The organism is Bradyrhizobium sp. LB13.1 (assembly GCF_054056815.1).
Genome location: NZ_JBSRYQ010000001.1, coordinates 892,659 through 910,791, shown reverse-complemented (window position 1 = coordinate 910,791; position 18,133 = coordinate 892,659). Strand labels below are relative to the sequence as shown.

Here is an 18,133-nt window from a genome sequence, read left to right as displayed (position 1 = left end):
CGTCGATGCTCCCAGATCGGCGTCATCCGCGCGATTACCTCCGAGGTAGGAATCGCGAGGTCTCACTTCTTCCCCGGAGAGAGGAGAAGGGGCAGCTCCATCGCATGCCTGCATTCCGTCTCGCGGGACATCGCACGATTGCCTTCGCTGTCTCCAGCACGTAGCTTCGCGCCACAAACAAACAAAAAATCAAAGCCGGAGAGAACGCCATGGCGCGCCTGAAGTTCGGAGCCTTCCTTGCCCCGCATCACCCGATCGGTGAGCATCCGATGCTCCAGTTCCGGCGCGATCTCGACCTGGTCGAGCAGTTGGACAGCCTCGGCTATGACGAGTTCTGGTGCGGCGAGCATCATTCCTCCGGCTGGGAAATGATCGCCTCGCCCGAGATGTTTTTGGCCGCGGCCGGCGAGCGCACCAAGCGGATCAAGCTCGGCACCGGCGTGGTGTCGCTGCCCTATCACCATCCCTACAACGTCGCGCAGCGCATGGTGCAGCTCGACCACATGACCGGCGGCCGTGCCATCTTCGGCTCCGGGCCCGGCGCGCTCGCCTCCGACGCACATACGCTCGGCATCGATCCGATGACGCAGCGCGACCGTCAGGACGAGGCGATAGGGGTGATCCGCCGCCTCTTCAACGGCGAGCGTGTCACCGCCAAGAGCGACTGGTTCACCATGAACGACGCCGCGCTGCAGCTCCTGCCGTTACAGGAGGAGATGCCGTTCGTGGTGGCCTCGCAGATCTCGCCTTCCGGCATGACGCTCGCCGGCAAATACGGCATCGGCATCATCTCGCTGGGTTCGATGACGACGCAGGGTTTGATGTCGCTGCAGCAGCAATGGCAGTTCGCCGAGGATGCCGCCCAGAAGCACGGCACCACAGTCGATCGCGCGAACTGGCGCGTGCTGCTGACCTGGCACGTCGCCGAGACACGCGAGCAGGCTCGCCGCGAGGCCGGCCCCGGCCTGCTGCGCTGGCACAATGAATATAACGTCGGCACGCTGCAGCGGCCGGGCCTGACCGCGTTCGCCTCACCCGACGAGGCCGTGGACAAGACCGCCTTCGTCGAGGGCGCGGCCTCCGTCATCGGCACGCCCGACGATCTCGTCAAGATGATCAAGAATGTGATGCAGGTGTCCGGCGGTGTCGGCGCCGTCATCGGCTTCGTGCACGACTGGGCCAATCCGGAGAACACGCGCCGGAGCTGGGACCTTGTCGCGCGCTACGTGGTGCCGGAGATCAACGGCTATATCGACGGCTTGCGCAAGTCGCAAAAATTCGTGATCGAGAACCGCGCGATCTTCGAACGAGCGGGACAGGCCGTGATGGCCAAGATCATGCAGAACGAGAAGGCCGCCGAAGCGTTGAAGGTGACCGGCGCCGGCCGCGTTGCGATTCCGGCCGTCAACGCGCCGGATTTGCAGAAGGAAGCGGCAAAGCGGTAAGCGCAGAGTCATCGTAGCCGGATTGTGCTATGCTGGCCGGGTCTAGCCAACCGGAGCAATCGTCATGTCGATGCAGAATGTGGCCGCCCCTGCGCTCGGCTTCACTCCGCCCAAGCGCAACGAGCTGACACACATCCCCGGCGACGAAGGCTGGCCGATCATCGGCAAGACCTTTCAGGTGCTCGCCGACCCCAAGGGGCATATCGAGGCGAACGGCGCCAAATACGGCCCGGTCTATCGCACGCATTTTTTCGGCGAGACCAATGTCGTGCTGCTTGGCCCCGAGGCCAACGAGCTCGTGCTGTTCGACCAGCAAAAGCTGTTCTCATCGACCCACGGCTGGAACAAGGTGCTTGGCCTGCTATTTCCGCGCGGCCTGATGCTGCTGGATTTCGACGAGCACCGGCTGCACCGCAAGGCGCTGTCGGTCGCGTTCAAGTCCGGGCCGATGAAGTCGTATCTGGGCGATCTCGACCGCGGCATCGCCGCGCGCGTCGCGCAGTGGAAGGCGAAGCCCGGCGAGATGCAGCTTTATCCGGCGATGAAGCAGCTCACGCTCGATCTCGCCGCGGCGTCCTTTCTCGGCGCCGATATCGGGCCGGAGGTCGACGAGGTCAACCGCGCCTTCGTCGACATGGTCGCCGCCGCCGTCGCTCCGATCCGCCGGCCGCTGCCCGGCACGCAGATGGCGGCCGGCGTCAGGGGCCGCAAGCGCATCGTCGGCTATTTCCGGGAGCAGATTCCGCTGCGACGCGGCAACCACGGCGGCGATGATCTGTTCTCGCAGCTCTGCCGCGCAACGCACGAGGACGGCGCGCTGCTCTCGGAACAGGACATCATCGATCACATGAGCTTCCTGATGATGGCGGCGCACGACACGCTGACATCGTCGCTGACGTCGTTCGTCGGCGAGCTCGCGGCAAACCCCGACTGGCAGGACAAACTGCGCGCGGAAATTATGGCGCTGGGGCTCGCGCCCGATGCGCCAAGCAGCTTCGACGATCTCGAAAAGATGCCGCTGTCGGAGATGGCCTTCAAGGAAGCGCTGCGGATCAGGCCGCCGGTGCCCTCGATGCCGCGCCGCGCGATGCGCGATTTCACCTTCAAGGGCTTTACGATTCCGGCCGGCACAGCGATCGGCGTTAACCCGCTTTACACCCACCACATGAAGGACATCTGGCCGGAGCCGGATCGCTTCGATCCTTCTCGCTTCACCGAGGAGGCGCAACGCAACCGTCACCGCTTCGCCTGGGTGCCGTTCGGGGGCGGCGCGCATATGTGTCTCGGCCTGCACTTCGCCTACATGCAGGCGAAATGCTTCGCGCGGCACTTCTTGCAGAACATCGAGGTGTCGCTGGAGCCAGGCTACAAGCCGGACTGGCAGATGTGGCCGATCCCGAAGCCGCGGGATGGGTTGCGGGTAAGGGTGAAGGCGGTTTAGTGCTCGCCTCTCGTGTCCCGGACGCGCGAAGCGCGAGCCGGGACCCAGAATCTTGAGTCACATTCAGCTCTGAGAGATGGGCCCCGGCTCTGCGGTGCGGCACTTCGCGCCGCACCGCGTCCGGGGCACGAGAGCGCCTACGCCCCCTGATCGAACGCCTTGCGCAGGGCCACGTAGCCCTGCTGCTGCTGAGTCCAGTTGCGGCCGCCGGTCATCGCGCCGTCAATGACGAGGTCATGTCCGTTGATGAAGCTGGATTCGTCGCTGGCCAGGAACACCGCGGCATGGGCGATGTCATCAGGAAGGCCGGCGCGCGGGATCGGCTGCGCGGTCTTGTAGACCTCACGCATCACCGACGGCGTCTTCTCCGCCGCATCGGTCGAAAGCCCGAGCGCCTTGCCGAAAATGCCGGTCGCAATGGCGCCGGGCGAGATCGAGTTGACGCGCACGTTGGACTCGCCGAGTTCCATCGCCACGCATTTGGTGAGATGGATCACCGCCGCCTTGGCCGCACCATAGACCATCGAGGACGAGAAACCGGCGAGACGGCCAGCGATGCTGCCGTTGTTGATGATGCTGCCAAAACCCTGCTTCTTCATGTGGGGCGCGGCGTGCTTCATGCCGAGCATGACGCTGCGCACCAAGGTCGCCATCGCCGCGTCGAAGCGCTCGACCTCGAGGGCTTCGACGCCACCGGTCTGCGCCGGGCCGCCGGCATTGTTGAACAGGCAGTCGATGCGGCCGAATTTGTCCACCGCGAGCCCGATCAGCGCCTGCATCTGCGCTTCGACCGTCACATCCGTCTGGCGGAAGACGCAAGCTGCCCCGAGCTGCTTCGCCAGCGCCTCGCCTTCCGGTATACGCCGGCCCGCGATCACAATTTTGGCACCTTCGGCAACGAAGACTTCCGTAGTCCGCAACCCGATCCCGCTCGTCGCGCCCGTGATCACCGCGACCTTGCCATCCAGCCTGCCCATGGAATGTCCCTGTTTTCGAACCTCTTGACGCCAAATGGCGGACACCGATCGATCCCGGCGCCGCGACACTCGGCGCCGCAGCAGGCACTATTCCTGCCGGCTTCCGACAAGGCAAGCTTTGCTTGCGCCGGCGGCATGCGTAACATTCCCGGCGACCGCTCGATTGTCGCACGCATATCGCAACCGGACTGCGCATGGGGAAGCTGATCGACGAATTCCGCAAGGGCTGGCGGGGCGCGGCACCGCCATCGCTCGGCTTGAGCCTTGCGTTTGCGGTCACCTGCCTGCTGGTTGCGACGCTGGCGCGGTGGGCTCTCGCCCATATGCGGCCCGACGTCTATTTCACGCCGTATTTCCCGGCCGTGTTCTTTGCGGCCGCGTTCGGCGGCTTCCGCATCGGCGTCATCACGGCGCTGGTCGGCGGCGTGCTCGGCGTGGTCGTGAATTTCGGCGATGCCTTGGCCGATCCCTCGCGATTTGCCCTGCTGGCGCTCTATTGGGCGGTCTGCGCGCTGACCATCTGGGGCGTCGAGCACTATCGCTCGCTCCTCGTCGAGCAGCGCCGGATTTCCAGACGCCTGATCGAGGAAGAAGACTACCGCAAGCTGCTGGTCGACGAGCTCCAGCACCGGCTGAAGAACAAGCTGTCGACGGTGCATGCCGTGCTGCATCAGGTGCTGCATGATCAGCCGCAAATCTGGGCCCGGATTGATCCGCGGCTGCGGTCGCTTGCCGCGACCGATGATTTGATCTCGCGGATCGACACGGCCGGCTGCGACATTCGCGACCTCCTGATCTCCGAGCTCGGCCCTTACGGCCATGTCCGCTTCTCCCTCAACGGCGACCGGCTGTTCCTGCCGCCGAAGCTCGCGGTCACCCTGTCATTGATGTTTCACGAGCTCGCCACCAACGCAGGCAAATATGGCGCGTTCTCCGCGCCGCGCGGATTGCTGCAGGTGTCATGGACAGTCAGCGACGACCGTCTGACCGTCACCTGGGATGAAACCGAGGGCCCGAGCGTGGACAAGGTCTCCGAGCCCGGTTTCGGCACCAAGCTGTTGAAGTCGGCACTGTCGGCCTTCGACGGCAAGTCCGAGGTCTTCTATCTCAGGACCGGACTTCATTGCACCATGCAATGCCGCATCCCCAGAAGCGGTTAGACACAGCGCAAACGAAAGCCGATCGTGCGCGGTTTCGCTGGGCGCGTTGACCCGCTGTTAATGACGATGGGCTGCGCGCGTCGCATCGCCGCAAAACACCCCCGTATTTCTCCGGACCCCTTAACCAAACTTAAGAGGGAACTGCGCAAGATCGCGCCATTGCAAATGCGCGCTGAAACAACAAGATTCATGACTTCTATGAACGACAACAAATATTCCGGCGCGAGTGAAGCCGAACTCGGATTCCTCAAGGAAATCGTTAGAATGCTGCCTGCCGGCCTGACCGTGCAGGACGCGCAAGGCGAATTTCTCCTGGTCAACGATGTCGCAGCCGCCCAGCTCGGCATGGACGGCAGCCGTCCCTCACCCAATCTCACGTCGCGCCGGGAAGCTTGCCAGCGGGCCCTGAGCTCCGGCCAGCCGGTCGTCGCCGAGGAAGAGCTCCACGACGGAGCCGCACGCCAGGTGCTGCTCACCACCCATCGTCCGATCCGCCTCGACGGACGCGAACTGCTGATCTCGGCCTCCTCCGACATCACCGAGCAGAAGAATTTCGAGGACCAGCTGTTCCGCTCGGCGTATTTCGACGAGCTGACCGGCCTGCCTTCGCGGCGCGTGATCGAACATCGCGCCACCAGCCTGCTCGCGCAGGGTCGCGCCGGCGAGCGCTTTGCGCTCGCCTTTCTCGACGTCGACAATTTCAAGCACATCAACGATTATTACGGCCACGCCGTCGGCGATGCCCTGCTGGCCGAGCTGTCGAAGCGGCTCGGGCGCGACTTGCGCGATTCGGACATGCTGTCGCGCATCTCCGGCGACGAATTCCTGCTGCTGCTGTCGCCGATCCAGAGCCAGGAGGAAGTCGCCGAATTCATGCAGTCGACGCTGGAGCGGCTGACGGCGCCGTTCTTCATCGACAATTCGGAAGTCTTCGCCTCCACCTCCGTCGGCATCAGCCTCTATCCCGATCACGGAAGCAGCTTCGAGACGCTGCGTCAGAACGCCGACATCGCGATGTACCGCATCAAGAATGACGGCAAGGGATCGGCGGCCTTCTTCGACTCCAGCATGGAGCGCGAGGCGCTGGCGCGGATGAAGATCGAGCAGTCGCTGCGGCAGGCCATCCTGGAGAAGCGCTTCTGCTGCGCCTTCCAGTCCAAGGTCGACATCCGCACGCGGGACGTGAAGGGCATCGAGGCCCTGGTGCGGCTGCGCGACGACGAAGGTGTGATCCAGGCACCCGGCTCGTTCATCAATCTTGCCGGCGAACTCGGGCTGATCGACGAGCTGACCCATCTCGTGCTCGCCGAAATCGTCAAATCGATCGACCTGATCAACGAGACGTTTGGCGCGGAAGCGACCATCAGCATCAACGTCGCGGCCAAGCAGGCCGGCAACCCCGAATTCATGCGCAGCTTTGCGCAGGCGCTCGACGACACCGGCTTTCCGCAGCGTTTCATGATCGAGGTGACGGAAGACGCCTTCGTCGCCAAGAATCATTTCCAGGCCGAAATCCTGCCGATGTTCCGCAAGCTCGGTGTCGGCATCTCGATCGACGATTTCGGCACCGGCTATTCCTCGCTCTCTGCGCTCGCCGACATCACCGCCGACGAGATCAAGATCGACCGTTCTTTCATCACCGACATTCACAAGCGCCCGCGCAACCAGGGCATCCTGCGTGCGATCGAATCCTTGAGCGAAGCGCTCGGGATGACCGTGATCGCCGAAGGCATCGAATCCTACGAGGAGCTCGCCTATCTCCAGGCTGCAACCAAGATTCGCTACGCGCAGGGCTATTATTTCGCCCGGCCGATCTTCCTGGAGGAGCTGAAGCTCGCAACGCCCGTCTCCAGCGAGGCCCGGGCGAACGTCGCAAGCCGGCCGACGCAGCAGAACCGCCAAGGCTATTCGCGCGCGAGCGGCTATCGGCGGTAACCGCTCCGCCGTCCACACCCTTGCTTTGCAAAGCATGCTCAGCCCGATCCGAGGTGACATCAGCGCACCGGAAGGTCCGGCGCTGCCGATTTCTTCGGCAGAGGCAAGCCGCCACGCACGCATCAACACAGTGTCACACGCGCTCCCGCGCAAGGCGGCCGTAAGGTGTAATTGCAATATTCGCACTGTTGTGCAAATCGCTATGGCCGAGAAACGTTAAATCAGGAGGGACCATCGTGCGTCGTTCACTCATTATAACAACAGCCATTCTCATAACAACAGCCATTCTCGCCTTCGCCGCGAGCACCTGCGCACAGGCCGACGATCTCAAGATCGCGCTGATCTACGGCAAGACCGGCCCGCTCGAAGCCTACGCCAAGCAGACCGAGACCGGCCTGCAGATGGGCTTTGAATACGCCACCAAGGGCACCATGACGCTCGACGGCCGCAAGATCGTCGTCATCACCAAGGACGACCAGGGCAAGCCCGATCTCTCCAAGGCGGCGCTCGCGGAAGCCTATCAGGACGACAAGGTGGACATCGCGATCGGCACGACCTCGTCGGCCGCGGCACTCGCGATCCTGCCTGTCGCCGAGGAGAACAAGAAGATCCTGATCGTCGAGCCCGCGGTCGCGGATCAGATTACCGGCGAGAAGTGGAATCGCTACATCTTCCGCACCGCGCGTAACTCGTCGCAGGACGCGATCTCCAACGCGGTCGCGATCGGCAAGCAGGGCGTCACCGTGGCGACGCTGGCGCAGGACTACGCGTTCGGCCGCGACGGCGTCGCCGCCTTCAAGGAGGCGCTCGCCAAGACCGGCGCGACGCTGGCCGCCGAAGAATATGCCCCGACCTCGACCACCGACTTCACCGCGGTTGGCCAGCGCCTGTTCGACGCGCTGAAGGACAAGCCGGGCCGCAAGGTGATCTGGGTGATCTGGGCCGGCGCCGGCAATCCTCTGGCAAAGCTCCAGGACATGGACCCGAAGCGCTACGGCATCGAACTGTCCACCGGCGGCAACATCCTGCCGGCGCTCGCGGCCTACAAGGGCCTGCCCGGCATGGAAGGCGCCACTTATTATTTCTATGAGATTCCGAAGAACCCGGTGAACGACTGGTTCGTCGCCGAGCACCAGAAGCGTTTCAAGTCGCCGCCGGACTTCTTCACCGCGGGTGGCTTCGCCGCCGCGATGTCCGTCGTCGCCGCCGTGACCAAGGCGAAGTCGACCGACACCGAGAAGCTGATTACCGCGATGGAAGGGCTGGAGTTCGACACGCCGAAGGGCAAGATGATGTTCCGCAAGGAAGACCATCAAGCGCTCCAGAGCATGTATCACTTCAAGGTCAAGGTCGATCCGAACGTCGCCTGGGCCGTGCTCGAGCCAGTGCGCGAGCTGAAGATCGAGGACATGGACGTTCCGATCCGCAACAAGCGCTGAGTTGTCTTGCTTCACCTCTCCCGCTTGCGGGAGAGGCCGGGAGAGGGCTCTGTCCTCTTGTGGGTTCTCGCCTGAGGAGGCACCCTCTCCCAGCCCTCCTCCGCAAGCGGGGGAGGGAGCGCACCGCGACCGCGGATCGTTTCCTCCTCTCATCATTTGCCAGACCAATGACGCCGACCCTCGAAACCCGCGACCTGACCATCCGCTTCGGCGGTCATGTCGCAGTCAACAGCGTCACCTGCAGCTTCCGCCCCGGCGAACTCACCGCGATCGTCGGCCCGAACGGCGCCGGCAAGACCACCTATTTCAACCTGATCTCCGGACAGCTTCGCGCATCAACCGGCAGCATCCTGTTCGACGGTACCGACATCACCCGGCACTCGGCGCCGATGCGGACGCGCGCAGGCCTGGGGCGCGCCTTCCAGCTCACCAATCCTGTTTCCGAACCTCTCGGTGGAGGAAAACGTCCGCCTCGCCGTGCAGGCCGCCGACGGCACGCATTACGACATGCTGCGGCCCTGGACGGTCCGCCGTGAGCTGATCGCCCGCGCTGATGCGATTCTGGATCAGGTCGCGCTCGGCGGCCGCCGCGGCGTGGCCGCGACCGCACTGTCGCATGGCGATCAGCGCAAGCTCGAGGTTGCGCTGATGATTGCGCTGGAGCCGAAGGTGTTCATGTTCGACGAGCCAACCGCAGGCATGAGCATCGACGAGGTGCCGGTGGTGTTGAACCTGATCGCGCAGCTCAAGCAGGATAAAAGCAAGATCATTCTCCTCGTCGAGCACAAGATGGACGTCGTCCGCTCGCTCGCCGACCGCATCATCGTGTTGCATAACGGGCAACTTGTTGCCGACGGGCCACCGGCCGAGGTGATCGCCTCACCGATCGTGCAGGAGGCTTATCTGGGCGTCGCACCCAGGAAAGCTGCAGGGGAGAAAGCTGCGGGGAGCGCGGCATGACCGACCTGCTCCAGCTCTCCGGCGTACACACCCATATCGGCCGCTATCATATTCTCCAGGGCATCGATCTCGCCGTCGCGCAGGGGCAGACCACGATGCTGCTCGGCCGCAACGGCGCCGGCAAGACCACGACGCTGCGCACCATCATGGGCCTCTGGCAGGCTTCTTCCGGCGAGATCAGCCTCGCCGGCGAACGCATCGAGAGCCGTGCGACGCCCGACATCGCGCGGCTCGGCATCGGCTACGTGCCGGAGAGCATGGCGGTGTTTTCTGACCTCACGGTGAAGGAAAATCTGGTGCTGGCGGCGCGCGACGGACCGCTGGACGACGCCCAGCTCGACTGGATTTTTGGTTTCTTCCCGGCGCTGCGCCGGTTCTGGCTGTCGCGCGCGGGGAGTCTCTCGGGCGGACAGAAGCAGATGTTGTCGATTGCCCGCGCCATCATCGAACCGCGCAAGCTCTTGCTGATCGACGAGCCGACCAAGGGGCTCGCACCCGCGATCGTGATGGCGCTGATCGAGTGCCTGAAGGAGATCAAGCGGAAGGGCGCCACCATCCTGATGGTCGAGCAGAATTTCTTTGCCGCGCGCGAGCTCGGCGACAACGTGCTGGTGATGGACAACGGCACCATCGTTCATCGCGGCGAGATGGCGGCCTTGGCCTCCGACGTACCGCTGCAGGAACGACTGCTCGGCCTGAGCCTGGAGGCGCATCAGTGACTGAACTCGCCGCAACCGATCCGCTGCCGAAGCCGAAGCGCGACATCGCGCCGATCTTGCTGCCGATCGCGGTCGCCCTCGTGATGATCCCGCTGATCGGCTCCCCCAGCACCTGGCTGACGCTGACGGCCGCGAGCCTCGCCATGGGCATGATGATCTTCATCATGGCCTCCGGCCTCACGCTTGTGTTCGGCCTGATGGACGTGCTCAATTTCGGCCATGGCGCCTTCATCGCGGTCGGCGCCTATGTCGCGACCCTGGTGCTGGCGCCGTTCGCGGCCTCCCTTCAGGCGGATTCGCTGTGGATGAACCTCGCGGTGCTGGCGCCGGCGGCATTGCTGTCGATGGCGGTCTCCGGGGCGCTCGGCCTGATCGTCGAGCGGGTGCTGATCCTGCCCGTCTACGGCCAGCATCTGAAGCAGATCCTGATGACGACGGGCGGCCTGATCGTCGCCGAGCAGACGCTCTATGCGGTGTGGGGGCCGCAGATCATCCCGACGCCGCTGCCGACCTCGCTGCGCGGCTCCTTCATTTTCGGCGACGTCGCGATCGCCAAATACCGCGTGCTGGCGATGCTGATCGGCCTCGCCGTCTTCATCGCGATCCAGCTCGTGCTCAACCGGACCAAGCTCGGACTTCTGATCCGCGCCGGCGTCGAGAACCGCGAGATGGTCGAGGCGCTCGGCTATCGCATCCGCCGTCTGTTCCTCGGCGTGTTCATGACGGGATCGGCGCTGGCCGGCCTCGGCGGCGTGATGTGGGCGCTGTATCGCGAGCAGGTGCACGCCTCCATGAGCGACGACCTCACGGTCTTGATCTTCATCGTCGTCATCATCGGCGGCCTCGGCTCGATCGGCGGCTGCTTCATCGGCGCGATCCTGGTGGCGATGATCGCCAATTACGGCGGCTTCCTGCTGCCAAAACTCGCTCTCGTCTCCAACATCCTGCTGATGGTCGCCATTCTGATGTGGCGGCCGCGCGGCCTCTATGCGGTGACCAGCCGATGATGATCCTCTCGGGCGATCCGCCGCGCAGCCGCGTGCTCACACTCGTTCTCGTCCTCATCATCCTGGCGTTGGTGGCGACGCCGTTCCTGTTCCCCGGGGCGAAGGCGTTGAACGTTGCGGCCAAGATCTGCGTCTTCGCCGCGCTGGTCGCCTCCTATGATTTGTTGCTCGGCTATACCGGCTCGGTGTCGTTCGCACACACCATGTTCTACGGGATCGGCAGCTACGCGATCGCGATCGCACTGTATGGGATGGGCCCGAATTGGGCCGCGGTTGCAACCGGCATCGTCGTCGGCCTGCCGCTCGCCGCGCTGCTTGCGCTTGCGATCGGACTGTTCTCGCTGCGGGTCGCCGCGATCTTCTTTGCCATGATCACGCTCGCGGTCGCGTCCGCCTTCCAGGTGCTGGCCTCGCAGCTGTCCTGGCTGACCGGCGGCGAGGACGGCCGCAGCTTTCAGCTGCCGGAGCTGCTGCGCCCCGGCACGGTGCTGATCTCCAGGAACGTGCTCGGCTTCGAGGTCAACGGCCGCATCCTGACCTATTATCTGCTGTTCGCCGTCTCGGCGGTGATGATCCTCGCTTTGCTGCGGGTGGTGAACTCGCCGTTCGGGCGCGTGTTGCAGGCGATCCGCGAAAACCGTTTCCGCGCCGAGGCGCTCGGCTTCCGCACCGTCTTCCACCTGACCTACGCCAACTGCCTCGCCGCACTGGTGGCCGCCGGCGCCGGCATCCTCAATGCACTGTGGCTGCGCTATGCCGGCCCCGATACCTCGCTCAGCTTCTCGATCATGCTGGACATCCTCCTGATGGTGGTGATCGGCGGCATGGGCACGATCTACGGCGCGATCATCGGCGCCACCATTTTCATCCTTGCCCAGAACTATCTGCAGTCGCTGATGGGCGTCGCTTCCAAGGCGGCGTCGGAAGCCGGCCTGCCGCTGCTGCCGGGGCTGTTGCATCCCGACCGCTGGCTGCTGTGGCTCGGGCTGCTCTTCATCGCAGCGTCTACTTTTTTCCCACCGGCGTGGTCGGGCGGCTGCGCAATGGCGGTGGCGACAAGAGCGCTGATACCTCGCATTAACGCGCGGTTAGTGATGCAGCGCAGCGGCTTGCTGAACACGACTGGGATCGCGCAACGAGATTAATGCTTAGGTAACTGGCTTTCCTAAGCTTTGCGCCATTTGTGCGGCGTATTCCTGTCCCTCCAGGGAGGGGGAATGCGCCAGGTCTTGTCAGGGGTCGCAGCAGGAATGTCCCTAGCCGTGAAGAACGGCTGGGAGGCAGCGATTCGCCGCGGACCCGTGCTGTGGCTGACCCTGTGCGGCGTGTTGCTGGTCGCTGGGATCTTCGCCGTGACCGCCATGGCGGTCGGCGAATTTCGCGAACGAACCCTGGCCAATCGCGAGCGCGAGCTGGAAAACACGGTGCAGCTGATCGCGCGGCACTTTGATCAGCAATTCGAAGATTCCGACGTCGTCGCCGCCGATGTGATCGGGCAGATGAACCTGCCGGAGATCACCTCACCCGCGATGTTCCGCGAGCGGATGTCGGGGCCTGCCGCCAACCAGATGCTGCGCGGCAAGATCAGCGCGGTGTCCTACCTCGGCGACATCGTCATCTACGATGCGGAGGGTGAGATCGTCAATTGGTCGCGCGCCCAGCCGCTGCCCACGATCAACATCGCTGCCCGCGCCTATTTCCAGACTTTCAAGTCGGACCCGCGATCCGAGCCGGTGCTGCTGGAATCCGTGCGCAGCTACGTCATCGGCAAATGGACCACGGTCGTCGCGCGACGTTTGAACATGCCGGACGGCACTTTCCTCGGCGTCCTGGTGCGCCGGATCGATCCCGACAATTATCATCGCTATTTTGCTTCCGTGGCGCTCGGCGAAGGCGCGGCCATTTCGCTGTTCGACCGCGAAGGCAAGATGCTGGCGCGCTACCCGCATGTCGAAGACCTGATCGGCAAGAACTTCAAGGATGCGCCGCTGATGCGCAAAATGCTGACCGAAGGCGGCCGGCACACCCTGCGCGTCAAAGGTCCGATCAACGGCGAGGACCGCCTCGGCTCGGGGGCGTCGCTGTCGCATTTCCCGCTGGTGATCGTCGCGACCAATACCACGAGCGCCGCGCTGGCCGATTGGCGGCAGCAGACCGGCTTCATGGTCACCACGGCCGGGCTTTCGGCCACGGTGATCGCGCTGATCCTGTTCCTGATCGTTCGACAGATCAACCAACAAAACCGCGAGGCGCAGCAACGGCTGGAAGCGGAGCGCGGGCGGCTCGACACGGCCCTGAACAACATGTCGCAAGGGCTGATCCTGTACGACGCTGCCGGATACATCGTCACCTGCAACCGCCGCTACGCCGACATGTTCGGCCTGTCTTCGGACATCATCAAACCCGGCTGCCACATCCATCAGGCGATGCACCATCGCAAGGAGCGCGGTGCGTTCGACGGCGACGTCGAGGCGTTTTGCGCCGACGTCATGAGGGTCGTCGCCGAAGGCACGGTTTCCACCAGGATCCACGAGCTGCCCAACGGCCGCGCTTTCCAGGTCATCAACACGCCGCTCGCGCAGGGCGGATGGGTGGCCACGATCGAGGAGATCACCGAGCGGCGGAACCTGGAGCAGGAACGCGACCGCAACTACATGTTCCTGCGCGAGATCATCGACCATATCCCCTCGCAGATCACGGTAAAGGATGCCCACACCCGGCAATATCTGCTGATCAACCGGACCGCCGAGGAGCAATTCAACCAATCGGGTGAAGAGATCGTCGGCAAAACTCCCTTCGACTTGTACCCGGATGCCACCGCCATGGTCGTTACCGACGACGATAGCAAGGCGTTGCAGGAGACCAAGGGATTGCTCAAGGGCGAGCACCCCTGGCAAAGCCAGACCAGGGGACTCCGCTACATCACCTCAACCCGGATCGGCATTCGCGATAAATCCGGCGAGCCGCGCTACCTCATCAATGTCGTCGAGGATGTCACCGAACGGCGGCGCGCCGACGAGAAGATCGCGCATATGGCGCATTACGACGCGCTCACCGACCTGCCGAACCGGGTGCTGTTCCGCGACCAGATCGAACACGAGCTGGAGAAGGTCGCCGGCGGCGGTCAGTTCGCGTTGCTCTATATCGACATCGACGAATTCAAGGGCATCAACGATTCGCTCGGCCATCACGTCGGCGACGAGTTGTTGAAGGCGATTGCGGGCCGGATCCGCGGCTGCCTCGGACAAGGCGACCTGATCGCGCGGCTTGGCGGTGACGAATTCGCGGTGATCCAGACCGGGATCGAGTCGTCTGCCGACGTGGTGTCATTCGTGACGCGGATCTTCGAGGCGATCCGACGGCCCTATCACTGCTTCGGTCATCAGCTCTCCACCGACGCCAGCATCGGCATCGCGCTGGCGCCGCAGGACGGCACCGATCTCGACCAGCTCATCAAGAATGCCGATCTCGCGATGTACGGCGCCAAGGCCGAAGGACGCCGCACCCACCGCTTCTTCGAGCCGGAGATGGATGCGAGCGCCAAGGCGCGCCTGAGCCTGGAGCAGGATCTGCGCCAGGCCCTGGTGACCGGCGGTTTCGATATTCATTATCAGCCGCTGGTTGATCTGCGCAGCAACGAGGTCGCCGGCTGCGAGGCGCTGCTGCGCTGGCGGCATCCCGAGCGCGGCATGGTGTCGCCGGCGGAGTTCATTCCGATCGCCGAAGACACCGGCCTGATCAACGAGCTCGGTGACTGGGTGCTGCGCATGGCCTGCAACGAGGCCGCGACCTGGCCGGCGCATGTGCGTGTCGCGGTCAACGTCTCGCCGGTGCAGCTCAAATGCGACACGCTGGCGCTGCGGATCGCCGGCGCGCTTGCCGCTTCAGGGCTCGCCCCGTCCCGGCTCGAGCTCGAAATCACCGAGGCCGTGCTGATCCGCGATGACGAGGCGGCGCTCTCGATCCTGCATCAGCTCCGTGCGATCGGCGTGCGCATCGCGCTCGACGATTTCGGCACCGGCTACTCATCGCTCAGCTATCTCAAGCGCTTCCCGTTCGACAAGATCAAGATCGACCGCTGCTTCGTCGCTGATATCGCGGAGACGAGCGGCGCGCCCGTGATCGTGCAGGCGGTGGTGAACATCGCCGCCGCCAGCAACATGACCACGGTCGCCGAGGGCGTCGAAACCGAGGCGCAGCGCGAGATGCTGCGCGCGCTCGGCTGCACGCAGATGCAGGGCTATCTTTTCAGCAAACCGAAGCCGGCCAGCGAGGTGCGAAAGCTGTTCGGCCAGGGCGATGGCTTGCCCCAAGCGTTACCGGTGCAAGCCTTGCCGGTGGCGGCGGTGGCCTGATGGCGAAGCCAGCCAAAATTCCACCCAAAACCGTCGACGTTGCGGATTCCTATGCCGTGCGGCTGATGCAGCATCTGGTGGTGCCGACTTTCGTGATCGACCCGAAGCGCCGCGTCGTGATCTGGAATCGTGCCTGCGAGCGACTGACCGGAGTGGCCGCCCCGGAGGTGATCGGCACCAATAAGCACTGGCAAGCCTTCTACGAGACCAAGCGCCCTTGCCTCGCCGACCTCGTCGCGCTCGACCGCCCGGAACAGCTGCCGGAGTTCTATTCGGAATATGCCGCACGCGGCCATAACGGGCTCGGCTTCAGCGCCGAGAACTGGTGCGTGATGCCGAAGCTCGGCAACCAGCTCTATCTCGCCATCGACGCCGGCCCGATTCACGACGAGGTCGGCCATCTGATCGCGGTGGTGGAGACGCTGCGCGATCTCACCGACCAGAAGCGCGCCGAGATGGCGCTGAAGGAGCTTGCCACCAAGGACGGGCTGACCGGCCTGTCGAACCGCCGCTCGTTCGATCAGATGCTGTTGAGCGAATGGGCCCGCGCCCAGCGGACGCAGAAGCCGATGGCGCTGCTGTTCGTCGACGTCGATCATTTCAAGCTGTTCAACGACCGCCACGGCCACCAGAGCGGCGACGAATGCCTGCGCGCGGTCGCTGCCGTCGTCAGCCGCCATGCCGTGCGCCCGCTCGATCTTGCCAGCCGCTATGGCGGCGAGGAATTCGCGCTGATCCTGCCGGACCTGGATTGCGACGCCGCCTACGTCATCGCCGACGAGATCCGCCGCGCCGTCATGGCCTTGCGGATCACCCATGGCGCCGACGGGGCCGGCGACCACGTCACCCTCAGCGTCGGCGTCGCCAGCCACATTCCGGGCGAAACCGACGGCAGCCCCGACCGGCTGCTGGGCGCGGCCGACGAGGCGCTCTATGCGGCTAAACGGCTCGGCCGCAACCGCGTCATCTGCGCCGAACGGCTGCTTGCCGAATTCGCCGGCCTCGGCCGGGACATCCTGCCGGTTCCTGGCCGCATCGCGCGCAAATCAGCTTAGCTGGAGACGGCGGAAGCGGTTGCCCGCTCCCAGTCAATCGGCTAAATGAACCCCACTGCACCCGTAGCTCAGCTGGATAGAGCGTTGCCCTCCGAAGGCAAAGGTCACACGTTCGAATCGTGTCGGGTGCGCCAGCTTTTCTTTGTTTTACAACGCGAACTGAAGACTCAGCCTGAGTCTTCAGTTCTGTTTCATTCGCGTGAGTAAGCAATTGGAAGAAAATTTCTGCGCGCTCTTGAATTGGCGCTCGCAATGTAGGTCGGTCCAGTCCATCGAGAGGAAGTTGTTCGGAGACTAGGCCGAGTTTGCAGGAGCTAGCGAAATCCAACATCCACGACGACCGCTTCGGGCCAGAAGCGGCCCGTCGGCATCTCAAGATGCAACTTCCGATGCTCGCGAGGCCGCTTTGCAGCGCCAAGACCCGCGCCGGCGGATCGTGCCGCTCGCCCGTGGTGCAAAGCAAACGGCGCTGCCGCATGCACGGCGGTGCACGCGAATCCGGCGCGCCCAAGGGAAACCGGAATGCGCTCAGGCACGTCCCCCGGTTCAACGCGGAAGTCATCGCAGAGCGCGAGCGGATTCGGGACTTGTTGGGTGACGCACGGGAGTTGCTGCGAGATGAAATGATTTTGCATGGCCGAATGTTGCCGGTCACTCACAACGTTGCGACGATGCCGCCGCCGGGCGGCTCCTGCATTTTGCGCCACTGCGCCGGCGTGACGCCCATGTGAGTTTTGAAGGCGCGCTGGAATGCCGCTTCGGATTGGTAGCCGACCTGCTCCGCCACGGCGCCGGTGGAAAGCTGCGATTGCCTCAGTTCGTTGGCAGCGTGCATCATCCGGATCTCGGTCAAAAGCTCGCTGGCTGATCTGCCGAGCTTGTCCTGAAAGTGGCGGGCGAGCGTGGCGCGCGACATGTTGCACAATCGCGCCAACTCGGGCAGCGACCAAGCCCGCGCCGGCTCGTTGAAGAGGGCTGCCACCGCCGGTGCAAGGCGGGGATCACCGGCGAGCGCCAGCAGACCGCTCGGCGCGTCTTCGGTCTCGCTGGCCAGTCTTAGCACCAGCGCGAACATCGCCGTCGACAGCGCGTTCAGCATGGCGCGGCCGCCGAGGTGATCGTCGGCGGACTCGCGCCGCATCAGCGCGACGAGGCCGGCGAGTTGCGCCGCGGTCTCCTGCTGTTCGGCGTGAGCGCCGGCGTGCACGACAAAGCGCGGCGGCAGATAGCTGCGCAACAGCCGGTCGTGCGGGGCCGAGATCGCAAAGTGTCCGCACAGCAGATCGAGCCGTTCGCCCGAACCCGGGTTTTCGCTAATCGTGAAGTTGAGCGCCGCGCGGTTGCGGGCCGGCAGCGCTGCGGCGCCGCTGCCGTCGTGCATGACGTGGCTGACATTGCCGGGAAGCAGAAGGATGTCGCCGGCTTTCAACTGAAGCGGCCTGCCCTTCGCGGAGTCCTCCAGGGTCGCGGAGCCGGCGAGCACCGCATGATACGGGATTGCATTCGCCGCGCCGGGCCCTTGGTCTATACGCCACGGCGCGCCGTAGGAACAGCGCAGGTCGAGCCGCCCGCGCACCGGCATCAACTCGAACAGCCGGCTGAGCCAATCCATGCTGACCTTCCGAAGCAGACAAATTGAG

The 18,133-nt window shown here is 64.3% G+C and carries 12 protein-coding genes, 1 tRNA gene and 2 pseudogenes; 13 read left to right on the top strand and 2 right to left on the bottom strand.

The features are described from left to right. The first annotated feature begins 209 nt into the window (after positions 1 to 209). Complete coding sequence (locus tag ACVWYI_RS04275; RefSeq protein WP_456651901.1) at positions 210 to 1,445, top strand: LLM class flavin-dependent oxidoreductase; 1,236 nt, start codon at positions 210 to 212, stop codon at positions 1,443 to 1,445. A 64-nt stretch (positions 1,446 to 1,509) separates the two neighbouring features. Then, entirely contained in the window at positions 1,510 to 2,886 is a 1,377-nt protein-coding gene (locus ACVWYI_RS04270; RefSeq protein WP_456651902.1) for a cytochrome P450, read from the top strand. Positions 2,887 to 3,023: 137 nt separating this feature from the next. On the opposite strand, the gene ACVWYI_RS04265 is transcribed toward ACVWYI_RS04270, so the two are convergent. Further along, positions 3,024 to 3,863 (bottom strand): SDR family NAD(P)-dependent oxidoreductase, encoded by an 840-nt coding sequence (locus ACVWYI_RS04265; protein ID WP_456661317.1) that lies wholly within the window; start codon positions 3,861 to 3,863, stop codon positions 3,024 to 3,026. Positions 3,864 to 4,057: 194 nt separating this feature from the next. On the opposite strand from ACVWYI_RS04265, the gene ACVWYI_RS04260 reads away from it, so the two are divergent. The 11 genes and pseudogenes from ACVWYI_RS04260 (at position 4,058) to ACVWYI_RS04210 (ending at position 17,224) form a co-directional block, all read left to right on the top strand. Beyond that, positions 4,058 to 5,023 carry a sensor histidine kinase gene (locus ACVWYI_RS04260; protein WP_456661316.1) on the top strand — a complete coding sequence of 322 codons (966 nt, stop codon included), beginning with the start codon at positions 4,058 to 4,060 and terminating at the stop codon, positions 5,021 to 5,023. 198 nt (positions 5,024 to 5,221) lie between these two features. Next, a complete protein-coding gene (locus tag ACVWYI_RS04255) occupies positions 5,222 to 6,958 on the top strand; it encodes a putative bifunctional diguanylate cyclase/phosphodiesterase (protein WP_456661315.1) in 1,737 nt (578 codons plus the stop codon). Between the two features lie 254 nt (positions 6,959 to 7,212). Further along, on the top strand, positions 7,213 to 8,397 hold the full coding sequence (locus ACVWYI_RS04250; protein ID WP_456664479.1) for a substrate-binding domain-containing protein: 1,185 nt from the start codon (positions 7,213 to 7,215) through the stop codon (positions 8,395 to 8,397). A 167-nt stretch (positions 8,398 to 8,564) separates the two neighbouring features. Beyond that, a pseudogene (locus tag ACVWYI_RS04245) lies at positions 8,565 to 9,357 on the top strand (ABC transporter ATP-binding protein). Then, positions 9,354 to 10,076 (top strand): branched-chain amino acid ABC transporter ATP-binding protein, encoded by a 723-nt coding sequence (locus ACVWYI_RS04240; RefSeq protein WP_456661314.1) that lies wholly within the window; start codon positions 9,354 to 9,356, stop codon positions 10,074 to 10,076. The pseudogene ACVWYI_RS04245 and the gene ACVWYI_RS04240 overlap by 4 nt, the downstream one beginning before the upstream one ends. Then, positions 10,073 to 11,083 carry a branched-chain amino acid ABC transporter permease gene (locus ACVWYI_RS04235; RefSeq protein ID WP_456661313.1) on the top strand — a complete coding sequence of 337 codons (1,011 nt, stop codon included), beginning with the start codon at positions 10,073 to 10,075 and terminating at the stop codon, positions 11,081 to 11,083. Before ACVWYI_RS04240 ends, ACVWYI_RS04235 begins: the two co-directional genes overlap by 4 nt. After that, positions 11,080 to 12,164: pseudogene (locus ACVWYI_RS04230) on the top strand (branched-chain amino acid ABC transporter permease). The gene ACVWYI_RS04235 and the pseudogene ACVWYI_RS04230 overlap by 4 nt, the downstream one beginning before the upstream one ends. Before the next feature lie 136 nt (positions 12,165 to 12,300). After that, positions 12,301 to 15,438 carry a bifunctional diguanylate cyclase/phosphodiesterase gene (locus tag ACVWYI_RS04225; RefSeq protein ID WP_456661312.1) on the top strand — a complete coding sequence of 1,046 codons (3,138 nt, stop codon included), beginning with the start codon at positions 12,301 to 12,303 and terminating at the stop codon, positions 15,436 to 15,438. Then, positions 15,438 to 16,493, top strand: coding sequence for a sensor domain-containing diguanylate cyclase (locus ACVWYI_RS04220; RefSeq protein ID WP_456661311.1), 1,056 nt, complete (start codon positions 15,438 to 15,440; stop codon positions 16,491 to 16,493). Before ACVWYI_RS04225 ends, ACVWYI_RS04220 begins: the two co-directional genes overlap by 1 nt. A gap of 57 nt (positions 16,494 to 16,550) precedes the next feature. Then, positions 16,551 to 16,627, top strand: a tRNA-Arg gene (locus tag ACVWYI_RS04215). A gap of 243 nt (positions 16,628 to 16,870) precedes the next feature. Next, the gene (locus ACVWYI_RS04210; protein ID WP_346730998.1) at positions 16,871 to 17,224 is read left to right on the top strand and encodes an HGGxSTG domain-containing protein; all 354 of its coding nucleotides are present in this window, start codon (positions 16,871 to 16,873) and stop codon (positions 17,222 to 17,224) included. Here ACVWYI_RS04210 and ACVWYI_RS04205 read toward each other — a convergent pair. Further along, positions 17,149 to 18,105, bottom strand: coding sequence for an AraC family transcriptional regulator (locus ACVWYI_RS04205; RefSeq protein WP_247351602.1), 957 nt, complete (start codon positions 18,103 to 18,105; stop codon positions 17,149 to 17,151). The two genes, ACVWYI_RS04210 and ACVWYI_RS04205, sit on opposite strands and share 76 nt — an antisense overlap. Positions 18,106 to 18,133: the final 28 nt, after the last annotated feature.